We start from the raw sequence: 17,589 nt of genomic DNA, 5'->3' as shown, positions 1-17,589 counted from the left end.
TTTTTCTTTTTATAAAGGGAATTAATACAGTCTTTCATTTCTTTCTGTTTCTCATTTCGTTTATAATATAAAGTAAGAATGTAGTAAAGAAAGGGGGATGTCGGAAAGTGGTATATTTAAACGACAAACTCAGCGAAACAAAAGTGTTTAAAGACCCAGTACATAAATATGTGCACGTGCGTGATCGTGTTATTTGGGATTTAATCGGAACGAAAGAATTTCAACGCTTGCGCCGTATTAAGCAGCTTGGAACGACATTTTTTACATTTCACGGTGCAGAGCATAGTCGCTTTACTCATTCGTTAGGTGTATACGAAATTATTCGTCGTATGATTGATGATGTGTTTGATGGCAGACCAAATTGGAATGCTGAAGATAGATTGTTATGTTTATGTGCGGCATTACTTCATGATGTCGGCCACGGCCCATTTTCTCACTCGTTTGAAAAAGTATTTTCATTAGATCATGAGAAATTTACGCAAAAGATTATCGTTGGCGATACGGAGATTAATGATGTATTAAGTCGTGTTGATAAGGAGTTTCCACAAAAGGTAGCAGATGTAATTGCAAAAACGTCTACTAATAAATTAGCGATTAGTATGATTTCGAGTCAAATTGATGCGGATCGTATGGATTATTTATTAAGAGATGCTTATTTTACAGGCGTAAAGTACGGAAACTTCGATATGGAACGTATACTGCGTGTAATGCGTCCGTATGGGAATCAAGTAGTCATTAAAAATAGTGGTATGCATGCTGTTGAGCATTACATTATGAGTCGTTATCAAATGTATTGGCAAGTATATTTCCACCCGGTAACGCGAAGTGCAGAAGTTATTTTAACGAAGATTTTACACCGTGCGAAATCACTGCACGAGAAGTATTATACATTTAAAAATCATCCTGTTCATTTCTATTCTTTATTTGAAGAAGAAGTAACAGTAGAGGATTATTTAAAGTTAGACGAGAACGTTATGTATTACTACTTCCAAGTATGGCAGGAAGAAGAAGATCCAATTTTAAGCGATTTATGCCGCCGTTTTATGAATCGAAATCTATTTAAATATGTAGAGTTTACAGATAAACACGGTTTAGATAATTGGATGGAATTAAGTAGTTTATTTAAAAAGATTGGACTTGATCCGGAGTATTATTTAGTAGTTGATTCAACATCAGACTTACCGTATGACTTTTATCGTGCAGGAGAAGAAGAAGAGCGTCTACCAATCCTACTTCTTATGCCAAACGGAGAGCTTAGAGAGCTTTCACGTGAGTCGGATATTGTTGAGGCGATTACAGGTAAGAAAAGAACGGATCAAAAGCTATTCTATCCACATGATTTAATCTATGAAGATGGAAGAAAAGGAAAATATAAAGAGAGAATTATTGAGTTGTTAGAAGGAAAGAAATAAGAAGCAGCTAATGGCTGCCTCTTATGAAAAAACTTGAAATTATTTGTCGCTTAAGCGTTTTCCGCCAACTGCATAATGGTTTTTAGACATTTCTTCGATGAAAACAACGATGTTTTCTTCAGGAGCACCAGTTGTTTCGCTTACTGCTGCTGTTACTTTCTCAGCAAGAGCTTTCTTTTGTTCTTCTGTGCGTCCTTCTAGCATTTTCACTGTTACGTATGGCATGTACAATCGCTCCTTTTATGTAAGTTACACTCTTATTATAGCGGATTATGGGGAAGAACAATCGAAAAAACAAATAATTTCTTTTTTTGACATATGGAAGAGGAGATGAAGTATGGATCAGTTATTTAGATATCCATTGCACGAAATTCCGTTAGTAGCAATGGCAATTATTATTGCACTATCCGTTCATGAATTTGCACATGCATATGTTGCATATAAATTTGGGGACGATACAGCAAAGAGACAAGGGCGTTTAACGTTATCACCGATGGCCCATTTAGACCCTATCGGTTTGATTGCAGTATTAATTCTTGGATTCGGTTGGGCAAGACCAGTTCCTGTTAATCCATATAACTTTAAAAGACCGCGTCTGGCAGGTATATTAGTGTCAATTGCAGGGCCGATTAGTAACTTAATTTTAAGTGCAATTGGTTTAATTATTTGGTATAGCTTATTAAAATTTGGTGTATTATACTCAATTCCATCTGCAGTGGCAGATACGTTAGCTCAATTTTTCCAGATTTTTATTATGCTGAATATCGTTTTACTTGTATTTAACTTATTACCAATCCCGCCACTTGATGGGTATCGCGTAGTGGAAGATTTAGCGCCAGCAAATATTCGCGCGAAAATGACACAGTATGAAAAATACGGGGCAATTGCGTTATTAATTCTCGTTATTACACCGCTTAGTAATTACACAATTCAACCTATTTTCCAGGTAGTTATTCCGCATGTATTTGTATTTTTAGACAGCATCATTGCGCCTATTTTTGGCCTTTTATAATTTTTAAGTGAGGAGGATTTTACATATGACAGAGAAAAAGAAAAAAATCGGTTTTAATATCGTGAAAAATGATTCAACAGATGGACATGGTGGATTTGGTGTTGGAGCATTAAGCTTAGAAAACATTTCACCCGTATTTGTTGATGTACTAGAGAAGACTGCATTCGTTGATATCGGTGCGATGCATGCGCGTAGTACAGTAGAAAAAGGTATTAAGTTTTTAACAAATAAAGATGAAGTTCCAAATGGAAAACCATTTTGGCTTGTTTGGGTAACAATTGAAAGAACTGCGACAGGTGCGTATTACGCAGGTGTAACAGCTTGTGAAATGACAGTTGACCGTGAGATTCGCCGCGGATATAAATCACTTCCAGAACACGTAAATAAAATGGATAAATCATTGAAGCGTCACATTATGGTTGACCATATGGATGAATCATCTAAAAAGGTACTTGGTACGTTCTTGAAAGAACATAATGAAGCGATTTGGAACGAATCTAGTGAAGAATTGCGCCGTGCATTATTAAGTGAATAAAAAATAGCTGACGGATGCCCGTCAGCTATTTTTTTTACCAAGGAAGATATTTTTTCCACCAACTTGTTTTTTTCTTTTCTTCAGTCGTTTTTTCAAATTCTTCTTTATCATCGACGTGATCCATACAATATTCAGTCGGTTCGGTACCTTTAGCGAAATACATTTTCACAGAAATAGGACAATTTTTTGTAGCAATTTTACCGTTCTCTGGATTGATATTAACCGCTACGACGTCACTTGGTTGTTTAAATTCTTTTTTAGGCTGTCCATCTAAGCCCTTCTCCATCGTATCAGTCCATATTTTCTTCGCATACCCCTGTTCTGCTACGTTTGAAATAGATTTAGGTTGATCATATCCGACCCATACCCCTGTTACGATTTGCGGAGTAAATCCGATCATCCAACTATCCGTTTCAGTAGAACCAGATTTGCCGGCATATGTTCTTGATAGTTTGGATAACATCGATTGGCCAGTTACAGCAGCATAACTGCTTAGTTTCTTATTAAACATACCAGTCATCATTTCTTCCATTACAAACGCTTTACTCTTGTCGAGAACTTGTTTACTCTCTAAATGAGCATCGTATAATATATTTCCTTCATGATCCATAATGCGGCGAATAAAAGTAGGTTTTACTTCTTTTCCACCGTTTGCGAACATGCTATAAGCGTTAACCATTTCAATTGGTTTTACTGGTGATGTACCGAGAGCTAGAGAAGGCACATCTTTTAATGCACTTTTAATTCCAAATTGTTTCGCTGTTTTTGCTAGCGTGTCATCTCCTAAAAACAAATTCGTTTTCACAGCATAAATGTTATCAGAGACTGCGAGAGCTTGTGCCATCGTTACGAAATCATCGGCATAATAATCTTTATAGTTCTTCGGTTTATACTTTGAAACGCCGTCACCTAAGGTGAATACAGTATATTCGCTTTTTAAGCGCGTAGCAGGCGTGAATCCTCGTTCTAATGCCGCATAATATAGAAATGGCTTAAATGTAGAACCAGGCTGACGAATGGCCTGTGTAGCCCTGTTAAATTGACTCGTAGTATAATCGGTTCCGCCAACAAGAGCAGCCACTTCACCTGTCGTTGGATTCATAGAGACGAGAGCAGTTTGTATGTTTGTTGTGTCAGGTATATGATCCTTTACAGCTTGTTCTGCTACAGCTTGTAGTTTAGGGTCTAGCGTTGTATAAATTCGTAAGCCACCTCGTTGTAAAGCTTGTTCGTCTAATCCAACATCACGAAGAAGCGAAGCTTGTACAGCATCTTGGAAATATGGTGCGACCTCTGCTACTTTTTTCGTATCTAATGAGGCAAAAGTTAGTGTCTCTTTCTTCGCTAAGGTTGCTTGTTGCTTCGTAATATATCCTTGCTTCACCATTTCATCTAATATGAGAGCTTGTCGTCCTTTAGCGCGATCCTCTTTCAAAAAGGGAGAATAGACACTTGGCCCTTTCGGGATACCTGCCAGCATACTAGCTTCTGCTAATGTTAACTCTTTTGCCGTTTTATCGAAATATAGACGGGACGCAGCTTCGATGCCATAAGCGCCATGTCCGTAATAAATTGTATTTAAATATCCTTCTAAAATATGATTTTTATTATAGTTTACTTCAAGGCGGATAGTGTACATTGCCTCTAATAATTTTCGTTTCCACGTTTTATCATGATCTAAATACAGATTACGCGCGTATTGTTGTGTAATTGTACTAGCTCCTTGTACCTTTGCCATCGCTTTTAAATCAGCAACAATTGCACCTGCAATCCGTTTCACATCGAAGCCGTGATGTTTATAAAATCTTTGATCTTCAATAGAAAGGGTCGCTTCTTTTACATAAGGTGAAATTTCATTAAGAGAGACATTGTAACGTTTTTGAATTTCGTTACTTTGTCCAATAACAGTATCATCGTTTGCGTAAAAGACGCTTGTTTGCGGGACCGCAACAGGAGGAGGTCCCATAATTTTTGCAACTATAATAATAACAAAAAAAGAAAAAACGAAGAAAAGGACGCACGAAAACATTGCGGTGAAGAAAAGACGTTTATATTTTTTAAGTTTTGGATTCATAGTCTGATCCATCTTTTTTCAGCCCCTCATTAATACAAGCGTTATTGTATTAGTATTGAGGGTTTTCGTTTATTTTAAACAATGAAATTTCGAAAATAAAAAGCTCCTTCCATTAAGAAAGGAGCTCAAAGGCACGTACTGGCCAATCGGTAATGATGACATCTACACCATAATCAATCATAGTTTGTAAATCTTTGTATTCGTTAATTGTATATGGACGGAAAACATATCCTTGCTCTTGTGCTAACTGCACAAATTCTTTCGTTAATAACTGGAAGTTTGGATGTAATCCACTTGCTTCTCTATGTTTCGCTTCGGAAATTGGATCAGCAAGTGGTGTATCATATAAAATTGCTCTTGGGATTTCAGGAGCAATTTCTGCTAATAATGAAACAGAGTCATGGTTAAATGATGAAAATACAATTTGATTAGAAAGATGATATTCACGCACAAGTGCAACAGCTTTTTCCTCAATATTTGGGTAATGAATAACATCTGTCTTTAATTCAATATTTAGTTGTAAGTTCGTTGTGGAAAGCCAAATGAAAACCTCACGTAACGTTGGGATTTTTGCTTCATGGAAAGAAGGGTCTTTATAGCTACCAGCGTCCAATAATTGTAGTTCCTCTACCGTTTTTTCAGAAACAAGTCCAACGCCATTTGTTGTACGATCGACGGTTTCATCGTGAATTACGACAAGTTCACCATCTTTTGATAAGTGGACATCGAGTTCAATTCCGTGAGCACCAATGCGTTCTGCTTCTTGGAAGGCAATCATCGTATTTTCGGGATGTGTTCCTTTTACTCCGCGGTGAGCGAAAATAAGTGGTTTACTCATGTGAAATTCTCCTTATTATCTCTTTTCTTTTATTATGAAACTGCTTTAGGGAAAATACAATTGAATATGACAAACATTTACAAAAGTCTAACAGTTGCAGAAAAGTTAACGTTAACGTAAAATGTAATAATCAAGTGAAGGGAGGAAGAAACATGTATAAAATTGATGAAGTAACAAAGCAAGTCGGTTTAACAAAACGTACACTTCGTTATTATGAGGAAATTGGTTTAATTCATCCCCCAGAACGTAGTGAGGGAAATATCCGTCTGTATACGGATGAGGATATTTCCAGAATTAAAAGAATTGTAGAAGCGAAAGAAGTGCTAGGAATCACACTTCAAGAAATGCAGCATTTCTTATCACTAAAAGAAAGAATGGAGCAAAGAAGAAATAGCGAAAATCCTCGTGATCGTGAAGTGATTCAAGAAATTAAAGATATGCTTGAAAAACAAGTGCAAACGTTAGACGAAAAAATGGAGCAAATGCAACGTGTAAAGGCAGAACTAGAAGATAGTTTACATCGTGCAGTAACATTTTTAGAGAGCACAAAAGGAGAGTAATCAAAATGGAGAGCAAACAAAAACTAGGGAGATTGATTACAGTGGTGGCTACCTTCCTTGCCTTTTCGGGTATAGGAGTAGTCGACCCAATTTTGCCGATTATTGCAGAGAAAATTGGTGCATCGCATTGGCAAGTTGAAATGTTATTTACCGCTTATATTTTAACGATGGCAATTATGATGTTACCAGCTGGTATATTTGCATCGAGATTTGGTGATAAACGGATGATGACAATCGGTCTTGCGATTGTGACTGTATTTGCGTTTATATGTGGTATGTCACAAACGATTGCTCAATTATCTCTTTTCCGCGCTGGATGGGGATTAGGGAATGCGATGTTCTTCGCGACGGCGATGACTTTATTGATTGCATTAAGTAAAGAAGTTCATGAAGCAGTAGGATTATACGAAGCAGCTATCGGCTTAGGTATGGCTGGCGGACCGTTATTAGGCGGGATATTAGGTGGTCATTCTTGGCGTTATCCGTTTTTCGCGACGAGTATTTTAATTTTCTTAGCATTTATTTTAGTATTCTTTTTTGTAAAAGAACCAGAACGAAAAGTGAAGCGTAAGGCTGCTGGCGTAGGGGAATTACTTAACCTGGTGAAGTATAAACCATTTATGCAAGGTGCCATTTCAGGGATGCTATACTACTACGGATTTTTTGTCGTGTTAGCATATTCACCACTTATTATGCATTTATCAGCTATTCAATTAGGCTTTGTATTTTGCGGATGGGGACTCGCGTTAGCTTACGGTTCTGCAATTTTAGCACATAAGCTAGAAGGGAAATATGAACCAAAAACATTATTGAAGGGTAGTTTACTCGTATTTGCGATTTTCTTAATTGCACTATTCTTTGTGAAAATTATGTGGTTACAAATTACTCTTATCGTTTTATCAGGATTGGCGTCTGGCTTAAACAATGCATTATACACAAGTTATGTAATGGATATTTCACCTTATGAAAGATCTGTTACGTCAGGTGTTTATAACTTTGTTCGTTGGTTAGGTGGTGCGATTGCTCCGATTTTATCAGGAATTATCGGTCATACTGTTTCACCACAAAGTCCGTTTTTAGTAGGTGGAATTGTGGTGTTAGTTGGTTGTATTATGATCCTAATTCCAATTCGTAAACCAGTAGAAATAGAGACAAAAGCCCTTTCTTAAGAAAGGGTTTTCTTTCCTTTTACGGTGCAAACCCTTTCCGCACATATGTTAGAACCCTCTGACTAAAATATATTTTCGGTATTTTTGTACTTTTAACTATACATTTTGGATGTTTTGTTTTATTTTTGTTAGGGGACATTAATGATGTCCCTATTATAAATTTGCATTGAAAGGCGTGATTGTACGATGGAACTATGGTTCACTGAAAAACAAACAAAACATTTTGGGATTACGGCGCGTATTAACCGCACATTACATACGGAGCAAACAGAATTCCAAAAACTTGATATGGTTGAAACGGAAGAGTTCGGAAACATGCTTATTTTAGATGGCATGGTTATGACAACAGAAAAGGACGAGTTCGTTTATCACGAAATGGTAGCGCACGTACCTTTATTTACACATCCAAACCCTGAAAACGTATTAGTTGTTGGTGGCGGTGATGGTGGTGTTATTCGTGAAGTGTTAAAACACCCAAGTGTAAAGAAAGCAACTCTTGTTGAAATCGATGGAAAAGTAATTGAGTACTCTAAACAATACTTACCATCAATTGCAGGCGCATTAGATAATGAGCGTGTAGAAGTAAAAGTAGGAGACGGTTTCCTACATATCGCAGAAAGCGAAAATGAATACGATGTAATTATGGTAGATTCTACTGAGCCAGTAGGACCAGCAGTAAACCTATTTACAAAAGGCTTCTACGCTGGAATTTCAAAAGCGTTAAAAGAAGATGGTATTTTCGTTGCACAAACGGACAACCCTTGGTTCACACCAGAGTTAATTACAACTGTGTTTAAAGACGTAAAAGAGATCTTCCCAATCACTCGTTTATACACAGCAAACATTCCAACTTACCCAAGTGGTCTTTGGACGTTCACAATTGGATCTAAAAAACATGATCCATTAGAAGTAAGTGAAGAGCGTTTCCACGAAATCGAAACGAAATACTACACAAAAGAATTACACAATGCAGCATTCGCATTACCGAAATTTGTTGGCGATTTAATTAAGTAAGAGAATTGTATCAAACAAATAAAGTGTAAGTAGCTCATTTAAGGTGTTTGTCCAGAAGACTTGAACATGCTAGCTACTTACACTTCTGTAGAGAAAATCGTCTTCTTGTTGTTAAAAAGAAGACCCGGTAAATCGAGAAAGAGGAGCAATTCGCTCCAAATTTGAGAAATAGTGAAAGGTTGGGATACCTTAAGTTCCACATAAGGAGGAAAAGAATATGCGTTTTGATGAAGCTTATTCAGGTAAAGTATTTATTAAAAGTCATCCAAGTTTTGAAGAGTCAAAGGTAGTTATTTATGGGATGCCTATGGATTGGACAGTAAGTTACCGTCCGGGATCTCGTTTTGGCCCTGCACGTATTCGTGAAGTATCAATCGGTCTTGAAGAATATAGCCCGTATTTAGATCGTGAACTAGAAGAGGTAAAATATTTTGATGCGGGTGATATCCCATTACCATTCGGAAACGCACAACGCAGCTTAGACATGATTGAAGAGTATGTATCAAAACTTTTAGATGCCGATAAGTTTCCACTAGGTCTCGGCGGTGAGCACCTAGTGTCTTGGCCAATTTTTAAGGCAATGGCAAAAAAATATCCGGATTTAGCAATCATCCACATGGATGCTCATACTGATTTACGTGAATCGTATGAAGGGGAGCCTTTATCCCACTCTACACCAATTCGTAAAGTGTGTGATTTAATTGGTCCGGAAAACGTATATTCTTTCGGAATTCGTTCTGGAATGAAGGAAGAATTTGAATGGGCGAAAGAAGTAGGTATGAACTTATACAAATTTGACGTATTAGAACCGTTAAAAGAAGTATTACCGAAACTTGCTGGCCGCCCAGTCTATGTCACAATCGACATTGATGTATTAGACCCAGCTCACGCTCCAGGAACAGGAACGTTAGAAGCTGGCGGTATCACATCTAAAGAATTATTAGATTCCATCGTAGCAATTGCAAATTCAAATATAAATGTAGTTGGAGCAGACTTGGTAGAAGTAGCTCCAGTCTACGACCATAGTGATCAAACACCAGTCGCAGCAAGCAAATTCGTGCGGGAAATGCTGCTCGGTTGGGTGAAATAAAAGTGAAGCCGACTGTTTAGGCCCGGTGGCTAAGGTTCTTTCCTGCAAAAGGCGCTTTTTGCCTCGAAGGAAGAAGCGAAGCCACCGATCATTCTAGCCGCTGCAGCTAGATAAATTAAAAGCTCTCTATATGATTAGAGGGCTCTTATTTTTTTGTTATGTGTCGGTAAGTCGATATATTAAAAAAATCGCTGATATAATTCGAGTTGCGCCGATATATTAAAAAAATCGCCGATATAATTCGAGTTGCGCTGATATATTAAAAAACCGCCGATATAATTTCATTTACTGTTACGCGACACAAAAAAGAGCTATTCCTAAACGATGGGAATAGCTCTTTTTCTTATGCAACCTTCTCTTCCGAAGTAACTCCGCGAATTTCATCAGCAGAGCGGATTGGATATTTACGGAACACAATAGATCCGATGTATCCGACAATAGTGGTAACGATTCCACATAATATAGCAGCAATTGTTACTTTTACAACGTCATTAAATCCGAATAAGACAAGAAGTCCTGGGATTGGTGATGCTGTTCCTGGTGCATTATTAACGAGCTGGAACAGAGAGGTAATAATACCAGCAAGTGCACCGCCAACGAAGTTTGTCGCATAAATTGGAATCGGATTTGCTGAAACAACATCGGCTTGTGTTAAAGGCTCGATTGCTACAGCAATTGTATCTTTCTTTGAACAAATTTTTAAGCGTTTAAAGAAAATAAAGTTCATTGGGGCTGAAGCTGCTACAGCCAGACTACCAATTGCCATTGGTAAACCTGTTAATCCAAGCATTGCAGTTAGTGCCATAGAACTCAGTGGAGAGGTAGAAATAACTGTTATTAATCCACCAAGCATAATACCCATAATGATAGGACTTTCTGTAGTTGCAACTGAAATCATAGAACCGATTTTACCAAGTGTGGCGTTAACGAGCGGATCCATAAGCATTGCCATTCCGCGTGAGATTGGTGCAGCGATAAATAGGATTGCTAAAAATTCCACACCAGCTGGTAATTTCTTTTCGAGAAATTTCACGACGAAGGCACAAACGTATCCAGCGAAAAATCCTGGTAAAATACCAAATCCACTAGTAGCGATACCAATTAAAACAGCATATACGGGGGAAACACCGATTGCTAATGCGACTAAAATCGCTGCTGCGACACCGCTCATACTACCGGAAGCTTCTCCTACTGATTGTAAAAAGTCATTATGAAACATTTCTCCACCTATATAACGGTGAAATGCTTCAATAAGAAAACTTGCAATTGCTGCATTAGCTAAAGCGCCCATCGCCTTCATTCCGTAAGGCGCACGGTAACTGAAAAGTGTAAATAGACAAAGTACAACAAGTAATAGTGCTAAACCTTGCAAGATAGCCATTTGAAAACTGTCTCCTTTGATTTTTGTAATAAAAATTCGTATCATTCAATAATAATATAAAAGTGTATGAAACGGAAAAATTTTTTCTTGGGAACTGGTTGTAAGAAAAAATCCCTTACAATAATGTAAGGAAAGTGTAAGACTTTTAGATAGAGTATAGTATGCTCTTTTCCGTATAATACAAGTATAGATATAATACTAGCGAGAAAGAAGTGCAAACAGGAGGTTCATGTATGAAATTGGTAATTAAAGTTTTAGCTGTATTCGCCATTATTCTAGGTGGAACAGCGTATTATTTGAACACAAAAACAGAAGGTGTACATGCTTTTGTAGACAACTTCTTTTCAAATAAAGAAATACAAGATTATTATGCGGTTATAGATAAAGGTGAGAAAAAAGACGGAGAATACTTGTATACTTTTAAAGGGTATACAGAAGATGGAAAGTTACAGGTTATTAAAAGAATGATGAACCGTGAATTGCATACGGGGGCGTTTATAAAAATTTATGCAAAAGGTATGCAAGGAAAAGGATGGGCTGAAATCCCGAAAGAATCCATTCCGCAAAAAGCGTTGGAAAAAATAGAAAAACCATAAAAGGAGCGACTCATTCGCTCCTTTTTTAGTACGTTAAAATAGTGATAGATGTCTTCTCTTTGTGAGAAATAATTTTTGCACGTCCACCAATTGGAAAAGTGAAAATCGGGGTTGTATGCCCGAAACTTGCGTTTGCAATGATAGGGATATGTGCAAGTTCAGGTTTTGAAGCAATCATTTCTTGAATGTCTTCTATCGTACATTCTGCACCTTTTTGCATCTTTCCTATAACGATTCCCTTTATGTATTCAAAACCTTGCTGCTGCATAAGGGAATGTAAATAACGATCAAAAGTTTTAAGAGTAGATGTTCCAGTTAAACTATCTTCTTCAATAAATAAAATTTTCTCCTTTAAATTTGGCATATATGGTGTACCTTGCAGTAAGTTAAATGTGCTCATATTGCCACCGATAATATCTCCCGTAGCTTCTCCTTCTTGAATTGAAACATATCCTTCATTTTTAATAAATTCTCGATTTTCCTGATCTATATACCAAGAATCATCGCTCCATGTTTCAGATGGAAGGACTTCAATAGGCTCATTAGAAGTTAAGCACTTTAAAAAGTAATCGGTTGTATACCCGAGCCCTTTCTCCATTCCAAACGAAGAGAAATGGGGTCCTGAATATGTAACAAGCCCTGTTTTTGCGTAAATTGCATTATTTAAGGCAGTAATATCAGAATAACCACAGAAAAATTTCGGGTTTTCACGAATTAAATCATAATCGAGATGTTTCAATAAACCATTTGAGTTGTATCCGCCAAGTGTAGTCAAAATAGCTTTTACATTAGAGTCTCGAAATGCTTCATGGAGGTCTTGAATGCGGGAAGAAATAGAGGAGGAAGCAAATCGATCTATCTCATCAGCATATTTTGAGAATGTAACTTGAAAGCCCATGTCAGTTAATCTTTTTATAGCAAGTTTTCTATTTTCATTTGAAACAATACTTAAACTACACGATGGTGAAATCACTCGTATTTCAGCACCCTTTTTTAACTTTGTTGGTATCACTACATTCACCTCTTTAATTGAAAGAATATTTAGATTTAAAAAATATTTTATCATATGAAATAAAGTAGAAGTGAATTATTTTTTGAAATGGAGTTTTCCTGATTTTTCAGCAGACAGACAGAGTCTTTTTTTGATATGATAGGAAAAGTGATTTATTATAAGTAGTATTTAATATCTATAACATTTGAAAGGTGTGCAAGACGTGGAGAAACAACTTGCAGGCTTGCCGGTACACGTTCATTTCGTAACAGAAATCCGTGAAGGGGCGAGGAAGGAAACCGTTGCTTTTGAAGCAAATGGTCAATACTATGTAAAAGGTCAAGGTACATATGTAACATTCCAGGAGCCGAACGAACAAGGCGAAGTGAAAACAATTATTAAAATTCAAGATGAACAAGTTCTCATTATGCGTTCAGGTGCTGTTTCTATGCGTCAGACGCATGTGAAAGGTGAATGGACAACTGGTACGTATACGAGTGAACTTGGTACGTTTGCATTGCAAACAAAGACTGATAACGTTCTTTTTAAATGGTCGGATGAAAAGAAAAAAGGACAACTCTTCTTAACGTACGCATTGCTTCTAAGTGAACAAGAAGCTGGCAGATATACTATTACAATTAATTTGAAGGAGGCAAAATAATGAATTCCTTAGAACAGGTAAAAGGATTGATTAAAGAAGAAATTCAGGCTGCTGTATTAAAGGCAGAATTAGCGACAGAAGAACAGATTCCAAACGTTGTATTAGAATCTCCAAAAGATAAAACAAATGGTGACTTCTCTACAAATATGGCAATGCAACTTGCACGCGTTGCGAAAAAAGCACCTCGTATGATTGCAGAAGAACTAGTTGCAAACTTCGATAAAGCAAAAGCTTCTATTGAAAAAATCGAAATCGCTGGTCCTGGTTTTATTAACTTCTATATGGATAATAGCTACTTAACAGATTTAATTCCAACAATCGTAAACGCTGGTGAAGCTTACGGTGAAACGAATACTGGTAAAGGTGAAAAAGTACAAGTTGAGTTCGTATCTGCGAATCCAACAGGTGACCTTCACTTAGGACATGCACGAGGTGCGGCAGTAGGTGACACTTTATGTAACCTATTAGCAAAAGCAGGATACGATGTATCTCGTGAGTACTACATTAATGACGCTGGTAACCAAATTCATAACTTAGCTCTTTCTGTTGAAGCTCGTTACATGCAAGCTTTAGGCTTAGAAAAAGAAATGCCAGAAGACGGATACCATGGTGCGGATATCATTGGAATTGGTAAACGTTTAGCAGAAGAATTCGGTGATCGTTATGCGAAAGCTGATGAAAAAGAAAGCTATGAATTCTACCGTGAGTACGGTTTAAAATATGAATTAGCAAAACTTCAAAAAGACTTAGAAAGCTTCCGCGTTAAATTTGATGTATGGTTCTCAGAAACATCATTATACAAAAACGGGAAAATTGATCAAGCACTTGCTGTATTAAAAGAGCGCGACGAGATCTTTGAAGAAGACGGTGCAACTTGGTTCCGTTCAATGACTTACGGTGACGATAAAAACCGTGTATTAATTAAAAATGATGGTTCTTACACATACTTAACGCCAGATATCGCGTATCATCGTGATAAATTAGAGCGTGGTTTCGATAAGTTAATTAACATTTGGGGTGCTGACCATCACGGTTATATTCCACGTATGAAAGCTGCTATTCAAGCACTTGGTTACGATAAAGACACGCTTGAAGTAGAAATCATCCAAATGGTACAACTATACCAAAATGGTGAAAAAATGAAGATGAGTAAGCGTACGGGTAAAGCAGTTACACTTCGTGAGCTTATGGAAGAAGTAGGCGTGGACGCAATGCGTTACTTCTTCGCAATGCGTAGCGGTGACTCTCATTTAGACTTCGATATGGACTTAGCTGTATCAAAATCTAATGAAAACCCAGTATACTATGCACAATACGCTCACGCTCGCGTATGCAGCATCCTTCGCCAAGGTGAAGAATTAGGATTAGCTACAGGCGGAGATGTGAACTACAAACTTGTTACTTCTGAAAAAGAAGTAGAGTTACTGAAAAAACTTGGTGAATTCCCAGCGGTAGTTGCGGATGCAGCACAAAAACGTCTACCACACCGTATTACAAACTATGCATTTGAATTAGCAGCAACATTACACAGCTTCTACAATGCAGAAAAAGTATTAAACCAAGATAATTTAGAATTAAGTAAAGCTCGTTACGAGTTAATGAAAGCAGTACGCACTACACTTCAAAATGCATTAGCAATCGTAGGAGTATCTGCACCAGAAAAAATGTAATAAAGAAAAGCGGAAGCGGCTCGTTTAGAATAGGAGGGGGATGGAGCTCCTGACAGAGAGGCGTACTTTGCCTCGGAGGAAGGCGCGAAGCCACCGAGTATTCTAGCCGCTGGAGCTGGACAATAAAGAAAAGCGGAAGCGGACTTTCGTTTTTAAATAAAAGGCAATCACACGATGTTGTGATTGCCTTTTTATGTGGAGATAATAAAAAAATAAAATTTTATCAAACAAAAAGGGAATTTGCGTCGTCTTATATAAATGACAGGAGGCTTATGATGGAAGAAAAGGTAGAAGAATTAATTGATATATATATAAGAAGCAAATATATTCCTTATGCTATAAGTTAGCGAAAACGAAAGAAGATGCGGAAGATATTTTTCAAGAGACGTGGATAAAGGTTTTTTCATCAAGTCACCAACTTTCTTATGTGGATAAAGGAGTTAAAGGAAATCTGTGAATCGAAAAAAGGTAGTTTTACAGTTACTTTAAAAGCAAATGAAGAGTATGTATTGAATATAAGTGGATTAAAAGTGAAAGATGGATTCGTAAAAGTGAATTGGCAAGAGAAATAAAAGGGGCCCTATAAAGGACCTCTTTTTTATTGAATAGTATAAGTAACAGAAAAACTAACAGGACTATAGTAAACGTAAGGTGCATGAAATTGAACATACATATTTCCATCTGTTTTTGCAGTAAAAATTCGGCCGTAACCATCAGAATAACGTCCAATTAGGTTATGATTTGAGTCATAAACACTGTAACTAGGAGTTTTGCTGTTAGGATGAATTGTTAGTTCTTGTCCTTTTTGAAGGAAAATAGGTTCTTGTTCAGAACTACCTCCAGTTTGCAAAGAATAAAATTTTGTAAAGCTTTGTTCTTGAGCGGCAGCAGCGACTTTTGTTTCAGGAATAAACGCAGTAGCTCCAGTAATTCCTGCTAAAGTTAATGCACCTGCTAAAATCATTTTTTTCATAATAGAAAAAGCCTCCTTATTAGTTGTAATCAGTGTTGTTACAGTTAATATTGTATACGATAATGGGTAGGATAAAATATGCTTTTATGCATATATATTTTTTCTCAATAAAAGACCACTGATAAAATCAGTGGTCTTTTAAATGATTAAGCAGCTTTCTGTTCAGTTTGAAGAACAGGTTTTTGAAGCGAGTTATAAACTCCTGTTCCGATAACGTCTAATGCCATTCTCATTCGTTCAGGTGAAATGTTTTCTAATACGTTATCTTGAGGTGTATGGTATACCTTCTCAATATGATAGATTAATGGATTCCAACTATCGACACCCATCCAAATGAATAGAGCAGCAGGAATACCAGCTTCAGCAAATGGAACATGATCACTAGAACCGAATTTACCTTGTAGGACGAGGTCATTATTTAGTTGTTTACCTGCTTGCAAGGCAGCGTCTGTTACAAAGTTTGTAGAGCCATCAGGTGTCATAGCGTATAAATTCTTTGCTTTATCATAATTTGTTGCAACCATGTCGGCGTTAAAGACACCTAAAATACGGTCGCGTTCTTTCTGGGATAGACTATTCACGTAATAATCCGAACCAAGTAATCCAGTTTCTTCAGAACCAAAGGTAATAAAGCGAATTTCTTTATCAGTTTCTACATTTTGAAAAGCACGAGCTAGTTCTAATACTAATCCAGTTCCAGAAGCATTATCATTTGCGCCAGGTGCTCCGACAACACTATCATAGTGCGAGCTTACAACGACTGCTTTCTCATTACCTGTACTCTTTTTTGGTTTCTTTTTGGCGATAACATTTAGAGATGTTAATTTAGATTCATGTCTCGCTTTTAGGGAAAGAATTGTTGTCCCTTTTTTAGCGATTTCTTCTTTAAATGCATTTCCTTGCGCATAAGCAAGACCAAAGACAGGGATAGACTGCTTTTTCGTTAGGCGGGGATTGAAGGTTTGTCCATAATTTCCGCGTCCGCCAATTAAACTGTATAAAAGAACACCTTTTGCACCTTTGCTAACAGCATTTTCAACTTGTTTATTATAGTCTGTAACTGTCGTTCCTCTTTCAAATAAAACAATTTTACCGTTTACTTCATTTGGAATATCTTCTAATTTTGTCCCACCTTGAACAAAGATAAGGGGAGCTGTAACAGCTTCTGTAGAAATGAGTGCATTAGGAGCAGCACCAGCTTGCCAATTACGTTTTGTTGATAGTGGTGATTCAATGAATCCAACGTATTGATCGGGCACCTGAAATGGTTGATATTCTACGTCATAGCCCATTGATTTAAGCTGCATACCAATGTAACGAGAAGCCCATTCTTCGGATTTTGTTCCACCGGGGCGAGGACCAATTGTTTCAGATAAGAAACGAACATGTTCAATCGCGCGGTTTGGATCAATCTGTTTTGTAATAGATGGAGTTTGTGTAACCTCTGACGTGGAATCCGCTTTTGCTTGCCCAATTGGAGCTAAGCTAACAGCGAGTGATACAGCAAGCAAAGAGCTTACTATTTTTTGTTTCAATGATTTTCTCATTTTTTCCTCTCCTATTCTTCTATTCTCTGTGACTGACAAAAGAAGACGGATAATGACTTTATTTTA

General features: G+C 37.2%; 17 protein-coding genes and 2 pseudogenes. 12 read left to right on the top strand and 7 right to left on the bottom strand.

Annotated elements, in window-relative coordinates; translation table 11 throughout:
• Nucleotides 1-107: 107 nt before the first annotated feature.
• Nucleotides 108-1,412, top strand: a complete 1,305-nt coding sequence (locus GD442_RS26250) for an HD domain-containing protein (protein ID WP_000262730.1) — start codon at nt 108-110, stop codon at nt 1,410-1,412.
• A 39-nt stretch (nt 1,413-1,451) separates the two neighbouring features.
• Here the strand turns inward: GD442_RS26250 and GD442_RS26245 are convergent, their stop codons facing one another.
• Nucleotides 1,452-1,637 (bottom strand): 2-hydroxymuconate tautomerase, encoded by a 186-nt coding sequence (locus GD442_RS26245; RefSeq protein ID WP_001147171.1) that lies wholly within the window; start codon nt 1,635-1,637, stop codon nt 1,452-1,454.
• Nucleotides 1,638-1,749: 112 nt separating this feature from the next.
• Between GD442_RS26245 and GD442_RS26240 the strand changes: the two genes are divergently transcribed.
• On the top strand, nt 1,750-2,424 hold the full coding sequence (locus tag GD442_RS26240; RefSeq protein ID WP_000372445.1) for a site-2 protease family protein: 675 nt from the start codon (nt 1,750-1,752) through the stop codon (nt 2,422-2,424).
• Between the two features lie 25 nt (nt 2,425-2,449).
• Nucleotides 2,450-2,959: a YwhD family protein gene (locus GD442_RS26235; RefSeq protein WP_000136678.1), complete on the top strand. Its 510-nt coding sequence runs from the start codon at nt 2,450-2,452 to the stop codon at nt 2,957-2,959.
• 34 nt (nt 2,960-2,993) lie between these two features.
• Here GD442_RS26235 and GD442_RS26230 read toward each other — a convergent pair whose 3' ends face one another.
• Together GD442_RS26230 and GD442_RS26225 are read right to left on the bottom strand one after the other, a co-directional pair.
• Nucleotides 2,994-5,045: a transglycosylase domain-containing protein gene (locus GD442_RS26230; RefSeq protein ID WP_000372959.1), complete on the bottom strand. Its 2,052-nt coding sequence runs from the start codon at nt 5,043-5,045 to the stop codon at nt 2,994-2,996.
• Nucleotides 5,046-5,145: 100 nt separating this feature from the next.
• Complete coding sequence (locus GD442_RS26225; protein ID WP_000042778.1) at nt 5,146-5,871, bottom strand: glycerophosphodiester phosphodiesterase; 726 nt, start codon at nt 5,869-5,871, stop codon at nt 5,146-5,148.
• Nucleotides 5,872-6,023: 152 nt separating this feature from the next.
• Between GD442_RS26225 and GD442_RS26220 the strand changes: the two genes are divergently transcribed.
• From GD442_RS26220 to speB, 4 genes are all read left to right on the top strand, one after another.
• Nucleotides 6,024-6,431, top strand: a complete 408-nt coding sequence (locus tag GD442_RS26220; RefSeq protein ID WP_000276577.1) for a MerR family transcriptional regulator — start codon at nt 6,024-6,026, stop codon at nt 6,429-6,431.
• 5 nt (nt 6,432-6,436) lie between these two features.
• Complete coding sequence (locus tag GD442_RS26215; RefSeq protein ID WP_000444228.1) at nt 6,437-7,600, top strand: MFS transporter; 1,164 nt, start codon at nt 6,437-6,439, stop codon at nt 7,598-7,600.
• 186 nt (nt 7,601-7,786) lie between these two features.
• Nucleotides 7,787-8,614, top strand: a complete 828-nt coding sequence (speE, locus tag GD442_RS26210) for a polyamine aminopropyltransferase (protein WP_000424696.1) — start codon at nt 7,787-7,789, stop codon at nt 8,612-8,614.
• Nucleotides 8,615-8,831: 217 nt separating this feature from the next.
• Nucleotides 8,832-9,704: an agmatinase gene (speB, locus tag GD442_RS26205; protein ID WP_001209831.1), complete on the top strand. Its 873-nt coding sequence runs from the start codon at nt 8,832-8,834 to the stop codon at nt 9,702-9,704.
• A 343-nt stretch (nt 9,705-10,047) separates the two neighbouring features.
• Here the strand turns inward: speB and GD442_RS26200 are convergent, their stop codons facing one another.
• Nucleotides 10,048-11,085: a PTS sugar transporter subunit IIC gene (locus GD442_RS26200; RefSeq protein WP_000996319.1), complete on the bottom strand. Its 1,038-nt coding sequence runs from the start codon at nt 11,083-11,085 to the stop codon at nt 10,048-10,050.
• A 233-nt stretch (nt 11,086-11,318) separates the two neighbouring features.
• Between GD442_RS26200 and GD442_RS26195 the strand changes: the two genes are divergently transcribed.
• Nucleotides 11,319-11,681, top strand: a complete 363-nt coding sequence (locus GD442_RS26195; RefSeq protein WP_000779921.1) for a YxeA family protein — start codon at nt 11,319-11,321, stop codon at nt 11,679-11,681.
• Between the two features lie 25 nt (nt 11,682-11,706).
• Here GD442_RS26195 and GD442_RS26190 read toward each other — a convergent pair whose 3' ends face one another.
• Nucleotides 11,707-12,693 carry a S66 family peptidase gene (locus GD442_RS26190; RefSeq protein ID WP_000613225.1) on the bottom strand — a complete coding sequence of 329 codons (987 nt, stop codon included), beginning with the start codon at nt 12,691-12,693 and terminating at the stop codon, nt 11,707-11,709.
• A gap of 202 nt (nt 12,694-12,895) precedes the next feature.
• On the opposite strand from GD442_RS26190, the gene GD442_RS26185 reads away from it, so the two are divergent.
• The 4 genes and pseudogenes from GD442_RS26185 to GD442_RS26170 all read left to right on the top strand — a co-directional run.
• Entirely contained in the window at nt 12,896-13,333 is a 438-nt protein-coding gene (locus tag GD442_RS26185; protein ID WP_000414867.1) for a YwiB family protein, read from the top strand.
• Entirely contained in the window at nt 13,333-15,003 is a 1,671-nt protein-coding gene (gene argS / locus GD442_RS26180; protein WP_001086454.1) for an arginine--tRNA ligase, read from the top strand. Before GD442_RS26185 ends, argS begins: the two co-directional genes overlap by 1 nt.
• Before the next feature lie 212 nt (nt 15,004-15,215).
• Nucleotides 15,216-15,436: pseudogene (locus GD442_RS26175) on the top strand (sigma factor); the annotation flags it as partial.
• Nucleotides 15,435-15,575: pseudogene (locus GD442_RS26170) on the top strand (anti-sigma factor); the annotation flags it as partial. The pseudogenes GD442_RS26175 and GD442_RS26170, both read left to right, overlap by 2 nt.
• Before the next feature lie 26 nt (nt 15,576-15,601).
• Here the strand turns inward: GD442_RS26170 and GD442_RS26165 are convergent.
• Both GD442_RS26165 and GD442_RS26160 read right to left on the bottom strand, forming a co-directional pair.
• Complete coding sequence (locus GD442_RS26165; protein WP_000738221.1) at nt 15,602-15,976, bottom strand: hypothetical protein; 375 nt, start codon at nt 15,974-15,976, stop codon at nt 15,602-15,604.
• A 146-nt stretch (nt 15,977-16,122) separates the two neighbouring features.
• On the bottom strand, nt 16,123-17,523 hold the full coding sequence (locus GD442_RS26160) for a M28 family metallopeptidase (protein WP_001232217.1): 1,401 nt from the start codon (nt 17,521-17,523) through the stop codon (nt 16,123-16,125).
• Nucleotides 17,524-17,589 lie beyond the last annotated feature (66 nt).

Origin of the sequence: Bacillus sp. A260 (assembly GCF_009861435.1) — a bacterium.
Lineage (GTDB): Bacteria > Bacillota > Bacilli > Bacillales > Bacillaceae_G > Bacillus_A > Bacillus_A cereus.
The sequence above is the reverse complement of the archived record's forward strand: the minus strand, read 5'-3'. Positions and strand labels throughout refer to the sequence as shown.